The 10,516-nt window shown below is 72.9% G+C and carries 8 protein-coding genes; 4 read left to right on the top strand and 4 right to left on the bottom strand.

Annotated elements, in window-relative coordinates; all coding sequences use genetic code 11:
- The first annotated feature begins 207 nt into the window (after positions 1-207).
- Positions 208-2,403, top strand: a complete 2,196-nt coding sequence (gene glgB, locus AA75_RS21125; RefSeq protein ID WP_233289120.1) for a 1,4-alpha-glucan branching protein GlgB — start codon at positions 208-210, stop codon at positions 2,401-2,403.
- Positions 2,404-2,471: 68 nt separating this feature from the next.
- Here the strand turns inward: glgB and AA75_RS21120 are convergent, their stop codons facing one another.
- The 3 genes from AA75_RS21120 to AA75_RS21110 all read right to left on the bottom strand — a co-directional run bounded on the left by AA75_RS21120 (position 2,472) and on the right by AA75_RS21110 (position 3,929).
- Positions 2,472-2,891 (bottom strand): hypothetical protein, encoded by a 420-nt coding sequence (locus tag AA75_RS21120; protein WP_033821719.1) that lies wholly within the window; start codon positions 2,889-2,891, stop codon positions 2,472-2,474.
- Between the two features lie 88 nt (positions 2,892-2,979).
- The gene (locus AA75_RS21115; RefSeq protein WP_033821718.1) at positions 2,980-3,372 is read right to left on the bottom strand and encodes a hypothetical protein; all 393 of its coding nucleotides are present in this window, start codon (positions 3,370-3,372) and stop codon (positions 2,980-2,982) included.
- Positions 3,369-3,929, bottom strand: coding sequence for a hypothetical protein (locus AA75_RS21110; RefSeq protein ID WP_033821717.1), 561 nt, complete (start codon positions 3,927-3,929; stop codon positions 3,369-3,371). The genes AA75_RS21115 and AA75_RS21110 overlap by 4 nt, the downstream gene beginning before the upstream one ends.
- A gap of 317 nt (positions 3,930-4,246) precedes the next feature.
- Here AA75_RS21110 and pta point away from each other — a divergent pair, with 317 nt between their 5' ends.
- The 3 genes from pta (at position 4,247) to pyk (ending at position 9,135) form a co-directional block, all read left to right on the top strand.
- Positions 4,247-6,379 (top strand): phosphate acetyltransferase, encoded by a 2,133-nt coding sequence (pta, locus tag AA75_RS21105; protein ID WP_033821716.1) that lies wholly within the window; start codon positions 4,247-4,249, stop codon positions 6,377-6,379.
- A complete protein-coding gene (locus tag AA75_RS21100) occupies positions 6,376-7,587 on the top strand; it encodes an acetate kinase (RefSeq protein ID WP_033821715.1) in 1,212 nt (403 codons plus the stop codon). The genes pta and AA75_RS21100 overlap by 4 nt, the downstream gene beginning before the upstream one ends.
- Before the next feature lie 117 nt (positions 7,588-7,704).
- On the top strand, positions 7,705-9,135 hold the full coding sequence (gene pyk, locus AA75_RS21095; RefSeq protein ID WP_033821714.1) for a pyruvate kinase: 1,431 nt from the start codon (positions 7,705-7,707) through the stop codon (positions 9,133-9,135).
- A gap of 81 nt (positions 9,136-9,216) precedes the next feature.
- Here pyk and AA75_RS49585 read toward each other — a convergent pair whose 3' ends face one another.
- On the bottom strand, positions 9,217-10,479 hold the full coding sequence (locus tag AA75_RS49585) for a hypothetical protein (protein WP_033821713.1): 1,263 nt from the start codon (positions 10,477-10,479) through the stop codon (positions 9,217-9,219).
- Positions 10,480-10,516 lie beyond the last annotated feature (37 nt).

Below are 10,516 nucleotides of genomic sequence, written 5' to 3'. Positions count from 1 at the left end.
CCCGTCGTGACCCCGCTCGGCCCGAAGCCGGACCGCACCACCCCCGCCGTGCCCGCCACCTTCCTGCCCGAGCGGGGCACCCCAGCCCGGGCGGGCCGGTCGCGGGCGGCCGGGGCGCCCCGGCGGGCCGAGCCGTCCGACGGCCCGGACGCCCAGGACCGGCCCGGGGCCGGCGCGCCGCTGCTCCCGCAGCCGCGGCCGGACGCCGTGCTGCGGCTGCCGGAGGCGCCGCTGCCCCCGGCCGAGGTCGACCGGCTGGTCTCCGGCGGCCACCACGACCCGCACGCCCTGCTCGGCGCCCACCCCACCCAGGGCGGCACCGCGATCCGGGTGCTGCGGCCGTTCGCGGAGCGGGTGCTGATCGACACCGAGCACGGCCCGGCCGAACTGACGCACCAGCGGTCCGGCCTGTTCACCGGCCTGCTGGCGGGCGAGGAGTTCCCCCGGTACCGGCTGCGGGTCGGCTACCCCGGCGGCGAGCTGCTCGAACAGGAGGACGGCTACCGGACCGCGCCGACCCTGGGCGAGCTGGACCTGCACCTGATCGCCGAGGGCCGGCACGAGCAGCTGTGGCGGGCGCTCGGCTCGCACGTGCGCGAGGTCGACGGGGTGCTCGGCACGGCGTTCGCGGTCTGGGCGCCGAACGCCGTCGGGGTCCGGCTGATCGGCGACTTCAACCACTGGGACGGCACCGGCCACCCGATGCGCTCGCTCGGCTCCTCCGGGATCTGGGAGCTGTTCGTGCCCGGTCTCGGCGACGGCGCCACCTACAAGTACCAGATCCGCACCCGGCAGGGGTGGGTGCTGGAGAAGGCCGACCCGCTGGCCCGCGCCACCCAGTGCCCGCCCGCCACGGCCTCGGTGGTGCACACCTCCGGGTACGAGTGGGGCGACGGCGAGTGGATGGCCCGGCGGGCGCACACCGTGCACCACCGGGCGCCGATGTCGGTGTACGAGCTGCACCTGGCCTCCTGGCGGCCGGACCTGACCGGCTACCGCGAGATCGCCGCCGAGCTGCCCGGCTACCTGAAGGAACTGGGCTTCACCCACGTCGAGTTCATGCCGGTGATGGAGCACCCGTTCGGCGGCTCCTGGGGCTACCAGGTGTCCGGCTTCTACGCGCCGACCGCCCGGCTCGGCAGCCCGGACGACTTCCGGTACCTGGTCGACACCCTGCACCTGCACGGCATCGGCGTGATCGTCGACTGGGTGCCCGCGCACTTCCCCAAGGACGACTTCGCGCTGGCGCGCTTCGACGGCGAGCCGCTGTACGAGCCCGCCGACCCGCTGCGCGCCGAGCACCCGGACTGGGGCACGCTGGAGTTCGACTACGGCCGCACCGAGGTCCGCAACTTCCTGGTCGCCAACGCCACGTACTGGTGCGAGGAGTTCCACATCGACGGCCTGCGGGTGGACGCCGTCGCCTCGATGCTCTACCTCGACTACTCGCGCGAGGGCGGCGAGTGGACCCCGAACCGGTACGGCGGCCGGGAGAACCTCGACGCGGCCGCGTTCCTTCAGGAGATGAACGCCACCGTCTACCGGCGCTGCCCCGGCGTGGTCACCATCGCCGAGGAGTCCACCGCCTGGGACGGCGTCACCCGCCCGACCGACAGCGGGGGCCTCGGCTTCGGGCTGAAGTGGAACATGGGCTGGATGCACGACTCGCTGGTCTACATGTCCAAGGAGCCGGTGCACCGCAAGTACCACCACAACGAGATCACCTTCTCGATGGTGTACGCCTACTCGGAGAACTACATCCTGCCGATCTCGCACGACGAGGTGGTGCACGGCAAGCAGTCCCTGGTCACCAAGATGCCCGGCGACTGGTGGCAGCAGCGGGCCAACCAGCGCGCCTACCTCGGCTTCATGTGGGCCCACCCGGGCAAGCAACTGCTGTTCATGGGACAGGAGTTCTCGCAGGGCGCGGAGTGGGACCACGAGCACGGCCCACAGTGGTGGGTGCTCGCCGACGACTGGCCGGCCGCCGCCGAGCACCGCGGCACCCAGCAGCTGGTCGGCGAACTCAACCGGGTCTACCTGGCCAGCCCGGCGCTGTGGGAGCAGGACACCACCCCCGACGGCTTCCGCTGGCTGGACGGCGGCGCGGCCGAGGACAACCTGCTCTCCTTCGTCCGGTACGCCGCCGACGGCACCCCGCTGGTGGCGATCTGCAACTTCTCCCCGGTGGTCCGGCACGGCCACCGGGTCGGCCTGCCGAAGCTGGCCGGCAAGGACCAGCTCTGGGAGGAGGCACTGAACACCGACGCGGCCCGGTTCGGCGGCAGCGGCGTCTCCAACTCCCGCCCGGTGAAGGCCGAACCGACCCCGTGGAACGGCCAGCCCGGCAGCGCCGAGCTGATCGTCCCGCCGCTCGCCACCCTCTGGCTGCGCCCGGCCTGAGCCGCCGCGCCGCACCCGGGCCTCCCCGATCCCACCGGGAAGCCCGGGCGCCGCCGCGTCCCGGGGCCTCAGGCCGACTTCTTCGGCCGCATGGTGTGGAGCAGGCCGATGACGGAGACCGCCAGGCCCGCGAAGACCCCGTACACGCCGGCCTGCGGCCCGTGGTGCACGACCTGGTCGAGGCCGATCGCGCCGAGCACCAGCACGAGGCAGCCCAGCACCAGCTGCGCCCCGGAGATCGTCAGCGTCCGCCGCGCCCGCGACCGCTCCCGCCGCTCGGCACAGCACTCGCAGGCGCACCGGAACCCCGGGCGCCGCCCGTCCTGCTCGCGCGCGACCACCGCGGCCAGCGCGGCGCGGTGCCGGGGGGTGCGGAGCATATCGGCGACCGCGGCCTCCAGGGACCGGTTTGCTCCGTCGTTCCCGTCCGGACGGGCGATTTCTCCGTTCTCGCCGCCCGCTCCGCCGGTCGTGCTACTGATGGACATACGGTGCTCTCCTGTCTCAAGGGTGTACCTGTGGCTGCCTGCCGCCATCGGCCTCCAACCCACGGGTGGCAGGCAGCTCCCGCAACGATCAGTCGTTCAGCCGTCGTAGCGCATCCAGAACGACCAGCGGAATCAATGCCAGCCCGTTGAACACCTCCCCCCGGGCGATGAGGAAGACCGCCATCCCGATCACCCCTATCCGCAGGGCACCGCTCAGCTCGATCGCGAGGTGCGCCAGCCGCACCCGGGAGCGCGACCGCTCGGGTCGGCAGCCGGGCAGATAGGTGACACCGCGCTGCTGCGAGCCCGTCGCCGCGCCCCCGGACCGGCGCAGCCGGGCTTCGTCGAGGATCGCCTCGTAGTCGCGCTCGGAGAGCTGCAGCGAGGTCGGTTCGGCCAGCCTGCCATGGGTCCCGACCCGCGGCCGGTGTGCATTCGCGTGCGAATCCCGTCGGACCGTCATGGTCCGGGCTGTGGTCATTTCGACTCCTCTCTCGGAAGTGATTCCTTGAAGAACTCGGCCAGATACTTGAGGTCCACTGCCGCGAGGGCCACTCTCTCCGTGTAGGTGAGCGTGGTCGCCGTCGTGCCGACGGTCTTGTTGAGGATCAGGCTCGTCCGCGGACCCGTTATCCGGAAGACTCTGCGGCACATGAAGACCGCGTTGCGCTGCCCCGACAGGCCGTCGACCTCCTGCAGGCCACGCAGGATGTCCGGGTCGCCGTCGGCCTCCTGCCCCAGCAGTTCGACCAGGCTCTGCCGGTGGACCTGGCCGCCGCGGACCCGGAACCGCTGCGCCTGCTCGTGGCCGGCGGCGAGCGCATGTCCGAGCACCGCCTCGGCGACGCCCCGGGCGGTGACCGTGCGGTCGGCGAAGGCCCGGATGATGCCTTCCTTGACCGCGGCCTTGATGTTCAGCCGGGGGTCCCGGATCCCACGGAACAGCTCACGGTGGCAGTAGACGGAGTGTTGCACCCGGATCCACCGTTTGATGTCGGCCGGGAGTTCCCCGATCGGACAGGACGGGTCCAAGCTCATGACGCGCTGCTCCTCATCGATGCAACGTGCGCTTGATGGCGCATCAGCGAGGCCCGGGACGCGAGCCGCCCGGGTTCGAGGACCGTAGTACGGCCGATCCGGCCAGGCTTTACTCAACGCCCCCCGGACGATCACCGCGAGTGACGTGCCCTGCGGTGAAAGCCCAGCTCAGGGCCGGGCGGGACGGGCCGCGCCGGCCGGCCTCCCGCAGGTCCCGGGACCGGTCCGCCGGGCCGCGCGAGGGCCGCCCTCGGGCGGAGCGCGAAGGTAGGGTCGAGGTGACGGAGATTCGAGGGCGACGGGACGGAGACACCCGCGTGGCGCGCAGCGTGTACGTGACCGGGATCGACCGGGGGGACGGCCGGCAGGCCGTCGAGCTCGGGGTCATGGAGCTGCTGACCCGGCAGGTGGACCGGGCCGGGGTGTTCCGGCCGCTGGTGCACGCGCACGGTCCGGGCGGGGCCGGCGGGGACCACGTGGTGGAGCTGCTGCGGACCAGGTACCGGCTGCAGCTGCCGGCCGCCGGGCTGTACGGCCTGACCTACGAGGAGGCCGCCGCCCTGCAGGCCGCGCAGGGCCAGGACGAGCTGGTCTCGGCGCTGGTGGAGCGCTTCCACGCGGTGGAGCGCGAGTGCCAGGCGGTGCTGGTGCTCGGCACCGACTTCGCGGGCACCAACATCCCGGACGAACTGGCCTTCAACGCCCGGCTGGCGAACGAGTTCGGCGCCTGGGTGCTGCCGGTGGTGGGCGGCCAGGGCGAGGACCCGCAGGCGGTGGTCGCGGAGGTGCGCAACGCCCACCGGGCCTACACCGACCTCGGCTGCTCGACCGTGGCGATGATCGCCAACCGGGTCGCGCCGGGCACCCGGGAGCAGGTCCGCGAGGTCCTGGCGCAGAAGCTCCCGGTCCCCGCGTACGTCATCCCGGAGGAGCCCGCGCTGTCGGCGCCGACCGTGGCCCAGCTGGTCGGTGCGACCGGCGCCGAGCTGCTGCTGGGGGACGCCGCGGGCCTGGCCCGGGACGTGCGCTCGTTCGTGTTCGGCGGTGCGATGCTGCCGGCCTTCCTGACCGCGCTGACCGAGGGGGCGCTGGTGGTCACCCCGGGTGACCGCGCCGACCTGCTGATCGGTTCGCTGGCCGCGCACGCCGCCGGGGCGCCGCCGATCGCCGGGGTGCTGCTGACCCTCGGGCTGCAGCCCGGCCCCGAGGTGATGGCGCTGGCGGCCCGGCTGGCGCCGGGGACCCCGGTGGCGGCGGTCCCCGAGGGCAGCTGGCTGACCGCCGCGGCGCTGACCCACCTGGAGGGCCGGATCGGGCCGGACAGCCCGCGGAAGGCCGAGATCGCCCTCGGGCTGTTCGAACTCCACGTCGAAGTCGCCGAGTTGACCCGGCGGATCGAGCTGGTCAGGTCCGAGCGGGTGACCCCGATGATGTTCGAGCACGAGCTGCTGGAGCGGGCCCGCGGCTCCCGCAAGCACATCGTGCTGCCGGAGGGCACCGACGACCGGGTGCTGCGGGCGGCCGAGGTGCTGCTGCGCCGCAACATCTGCGACCTCACCCTGCTCGGCGAGCCGGAGGCCGTGCACCGCCGGGCCGCCGCGCTCGGCATCGAGCTGCCCGCCCCGGTCGAGGGGGCCGACCGCGCCCAGGTGCGGGTGGTCGACCCGGCCACCAGCCCGCTGCGCCGCCGCTTCGCCGAGCTGTACGCGCAGCTGCGGGCACACAAGGGCATGACGGTCGAGGCCGCGCTGGACGTGGTCGCCGACGTCTCGTACTTCGGGACGCTGATGGTGCAGGAGGGAATCGCCGACGGGATGGTCTCCGGCGCGGCGCACTCCACCGCGGCGACCATCCGCCCGGCCTTCGAGGTGATCAAGACCTCGCCCGGGGTGGCGACGGTCTCCTCGGTGTTCTTCATGTGCCTGGCCGACCGGGTGCTGGTGTACGGCGACTGCGCGGTCAACCCGGACCCGGACGCCGCGCAGCTGGCCGACATCGCGATCCGCTCCGCCGAGACCGCGGCCCGGTTCGGCGTCGAGCCGCGGGTGGCGCTGCTGTCGTACTCGACCGGCACCTCGGGGTCGGGCGCGGACGTGGACAAGGTCCGCCGCGCCACCGAGCTGGTCCGCGAGCTGCGGCCGGAGCTGCTGGTGGAGGGCCCGATCCAGTACGACGCGGCGGTGGACGCCCGGGTGGCGGCCGCCAAGCTGCCGGGCTCGGCGGTGGCGGGCCGGGCCACCGTGCTGGTCTTCCCGGACCTGAACACCGGCAACAACACCTACAAGGCGGTCCAGCGGTCGGCCGGCGCGGTCGCGGTCGGGCCGGTGCTGCAGGGCCTGCGCAAGCCCGTCAACGACCTGTCCAGGGGAGCTCTGGTGGAGGACATCGTCAACACCGTCGCGATCACGGCCATCCAGGCCCAGGGCGCGGACCGGGAGGCGGCGCGATGAGCGCGGGCACCCGGGTCCTGGTGCTGAACGCCGGGTCCTCCTCGGTCAAGTACCAGCTGATCGACATGCTGGACGGCAGCCGCCCCGCCGCCGGGCTGGCCGAGCGGATCGGTGAGCCGGACGGGCGGCTGGTGCACACCCCGGACGGCAAGGAGCGGCGCGAGCGGCGGCAGGTCTTCCCGGACCACGCGGCGGCGCTGCGGGCGGTCGCCGAGGAGCTGGACGCGGACGGGCTCGGGCTGGACTCGCCGGAGCTGGTGGCGGTCGGGCACCGGGTGGTGCACGGCGGGCGCCGGTTCACCGAGCCGACGCTGATCACCGACGAGGTGCTGGCCGAGGTCCGGCGGCTGGTGCCGCTCGCGCCGCTGCACAACCCGGCCAACATCAGCGGCATCGAGGTGGCCCGCGGGCTGCGTCCGGACCTCCCGCAGGTGGCGGTGTTCGACACCGCCTTCCACGCGACCGTGCCGGAGTACGCGGCGCGCTACGCGATCGACCGGGCGGTCGCCGACGAGCACCTGGTCCGCCGCTACGGCTTCCACGGGACCTCGCACCGGTACGTCTCGCAGGCGACCGCGCGGCTGCTCGGCCGGGACCCGGCCGAGCTGAACGTGATCGTGCTGCACCTGGGCAACGGCGCGTCGGCCTCGGCGGTGGCCGGCGGGGTGTGCGTGGAGACCTCGATGGGGCTCACCCCGCTGGAGGGCCTGGTGATGGGCACCCGTTCGGGCGACATCGACGCGGGCGTGGTGTTCCACCTGCACCGGGTCGGCGGGCTGACGGTCGATGAGATCGACGCCCTGCTGAACCGCCGCAGCGGCCTGCTCGGCCTGTGCGGGGACAACGACATGCGCGAGGTGCTGCGCCGCTCCCAGGAGGGCGACGCGGCGGCGGCGCTGGCCTTCGACGCGTACGTCCACCGGCTGCGCAAGTACCTGGGGGCCTACTGCGCCGTGCTCGGCCGGGTCGACGCGGTCGTCTTCACCGCGGGGGTGGGCGAGAACGCCGCGCCCGTGCGGGAGGCGGCCTGCACCGGGCTGGACGCGCTGGGAATCGCGGTCGACCCGGAGCTGAACGCGGTCCGCTCCGGGGAGCCGCGGATCATCTCCGCCGCGCACTCCCGGGTGGCGGTGGCGGTGGTCCCGACCGACGAGGAGCTGGAGATCGCACAGCAGGCCTTCACGCTGGTGCAGACTGCTGTCCGGTGAGCCGACCGGCGAGTTTCTGACTACCGGTCAGTATCCCATCCCTCGGGATGGTTCGTTGGCGATCCCTCAGGTTTCGAGCGGAATGCACCGATAACACGAACGGATAGACTGACCGATATGCGCCGAGCGAAAATTGTCTGCACCCTGGGTCCTGCCACGGACTCCTACGAACAGCTGAAGGCCATCGTCGAGGCGGGCATGAACGTCGCCCGACTGAACATGAGCCACGGCACCCACCCCGAGCACGAGGAGCGGTACCGCAAGGTCCGCCAGGTGGCCGAGGACACCGGCCGCACCATCGGGGTGCTGGCCGACCTGCAGGGCCCGAAGATCCGCCTGGCGACCTTCGCCAACGGCCCGGTGACCGTCGACAACGGCGACACCTTCACCATCACCACCGAGGATGTGCCCGGGGACCAGCACATCTGCGGCACCACCTACAAGGGCCTGCCCGGCGACGTGAAGCCCGGCGACCCGATCCTGATCAACGACGGCGTCATCGCCCTGGAGGTCGTCAGCGTCGACGGCCCGCGGGTGAAGACGGTGGTGGTCGAGGGCGGCGTGCTCTCGAACAACAAGGGCATCAACCTGCCCGGCGCGGCCGTGAACGTGCCCGCGCTCTCCGAGAAGGACAAGGACGACCTGCGGTTCGCGCTGCGGCTCGGCGTCGACATGGTCGCGCTCTCCTTCGTCCGCAACGCCGGCGACATCGACGACGTGCACAAGGTGATGGACGAGGTCGGCATCCGCGTCCCGGTCATCGCCAAGATCGAGAAGCCGCAGGCCGTCGAGGCGATGGAGGAGATCGTCCTCGCCTTCGACGCGGTCATGGTGGCCCGCGGCGACCTGGCCGTGGAGTACCCGCTGGAGCGGGTCCCGCTGGTGCAGAAGGAGCTCATCACGCTCTGCCGCCGCAACGCCAAGCCCGTCATCGTCGCCACCCAGATGATGGAGTCGATGATCCACGCCTCGCGGCCGACCCGCGCCGAGGTCTCGGACGTCGCCAACGCCATCCTGGACGGCGCGGACGCGGTCATGCTGTCCGCCGAGTCGAGCGTCGGCAAGTTCCCGGTCGAGACGGTCAAGACCATGAGCCGGATCGCCGAGACCGCGGAGCAGCAGCTGGTCTCCCAGGGCCTGCAGCCGCTCAACCCGGGCCGCAAGCCGCGCACCCAGTCCGGCTCGGTCGCCCGCGCCGCCTGCGAGCTGGGCGACTTCCTGAACGGCAAGGCACTGATCGCCTTCACCAAGTCCGGCGACACCGCCCGCCGGCTGTCCCGCTACCGCTCGCCGATCCCGGTGATCGCCTTCACCCCGGACTCCGCCACCCGCAACCAGCTGTCGCTCAGCTGGGGCGTCGAGGCGTACGTCACGGAGCAGGTGGCCACCACCGACGAGATGGTCGAGCAGGTCGACCGCGAGCTGCTGCGCCTGGACCGGCTCGCCGAGGGCGACACCGTGATCGTCACGGCCGGCTCGCCCCCCGGCATCCCCGGCACCACCAACATGGTCCAGGTCCACCACCTGGGCACCCGCGTCAAGAACTGACGCTCCCCGCACACGCCGAAGGGCGGCCCTCCCGGTCGGGGGGCCGCCCTTCGGCGTACGGGCGGGGAGTGCGGGCGGAGGCTACTTGCCGACGTAGGGCTCCTCGTCGTTGTAGAGCTTCATGCCGGGGATCTTGAGGGTGCCGCCGAACTGGCCGGCCTGGATCGCGGTGGCCCCGGTCAGCGTGATGTCCAGCGGGATCGGCACACCGCTGAGCAGGTCCCACAGCCACTTCGGCAGAGTGTCCGGGGTCAGCGTGATCTCGCCGAGGTCGATCGGGATCGGCAGGCCGTAGATCTCCGAGAGGTGGCCGGACAGCCGCTCCACGTACATGGTGATCGGGCCGTTGCGCATGGTGGACGTGGAGTTGGGCGCGCTCTTCACGTGGAAGGTCAGCCCGGGTATCTGAATGGTCGACATGTCGAGATTGCCGATGTCGACGCTGCTGGTGGTGAACTTCAGCACCCGCTTGGTGCCGGTCGGTGTCCTCACGTCGTAGACGCCGTTGAAGACCGAGCCGTGCAGCGCCAGCCGGCTGGACTTGAGGGTCCAGTTCTGCTCGGGCACCACATGGCCGGCGGGCGCCGCCTTGGCCACCGCGCTGCGGGTGTCCAGCACGCAGTTCGGCCCGGCGGAGGCGGACGGCGACGGCGCGGGCGTCGCGGCCTTCCCCTTCGCCGGGGCCTTACCGGACGCCGGGGCGGACGGCGGCGGCGAGGACGCCGGGGCGGCGGGCGGCGCGGGGTCGCTCTTGGGCGCCGGGGCCGACGGCGAGGCCGGGGCGGACGGCGAGGCGGACGCGGAGGTGTCGCCCTTGGGCGCGGGCGGCACCGGGGTCGGCGTCGGGGTGGCGCTCTTGGCCGTCCCCGGGTGGAAGACGCCGTTCACGATGTCGTCGATCAGACCGGCCTGCTGCACGGCGCCGTGCACCGCCTGGCTGGTGTCCGAGGTGGTGTAGACGGCCGGGTCGGCCCGGTTGCCGGTGCTCTGCGGCGCCGCGGCGGTGGTGAACGCGGCGTTGGTGGTGATGGCACCGGACGCGGGGGCGGTGCTCTTCTTCGCCGCCGGGTCCTGGTTGGTGGAGGCGGTGTCGGGAACGACGTTGATCTCGCTCTGCGGGACCGGCGTCTCCTCGATCACCGTGTCCGGGGCGCTCGCGCACGCCTTGTCGGACTTGGGCTCCGCCACCGCCATCGTGGGCGTGTACGCGGCGCCGACCAGCAGCGCGGTCGGCACGGCCGCGATGGCCAGCGCCCGTCCGCGCAGCCGGCTGCGGACCCCCGCGCGGGGCGCGGCGTGCCGCGGGCCCGGCAGCTGGGCCGAGGGCTCCTGGGACTCGGTCACCGCGGCTCCTCGGGGTCGACGGCCGCCGCGGCGGCGT

Origin of the sequence: Kitasatospora sp. MBT63 (assembly GCF_000710465.2) — a bacterium.
Taxonomy (GTDB): domain Bacteria; phylum Actinomycetota; class Actinomycetes; order Streptomycetales; family Streptomycetaceae; genus Kitasatospora.
This window is presented reverse-complemented; position numbering and strand designations above follow the sequence as displayed.

Bases quoted from the DNA above. Each gene is read 5' to 3' on its own strand.
- AA75_RS21115 (WP_033821718.1), bottom strand. From the start codon at position 3,372: ATGACCACAGCCCGGACCATGACGGTCCGACGGGATTCGCACGCGAAT.
- pyk (WP_033821714.1), top strand. From the start codon at position 7,705: ATGCGCCGAGCGAAAATTGTCTGCACCCTGGGTCCTGCCACGGACTCC.
- AA75_RS21120 (WP_033821719.1), bottom strand. From the start codon at position 2,891: ATGTCCATCAGTAGCACGACCGGCGGAGCGGGCGGCGAGAACGGAGAA.
- AA75_RS21110 (WP_033821717.1), bottom strand. From the start codon at position 3,929: ATGAGCTTGGACCCGTCCTGTCCGATCGGGGAACTCCCGGCCGACATC.
- AA75_RS21100 (WP_033821715.1), top strand. From the start codon at position 6,376: ATGAGCGCGGGCACCCGGGTCCTGGTGCTGAACGCCGGGTCCTCCTCG.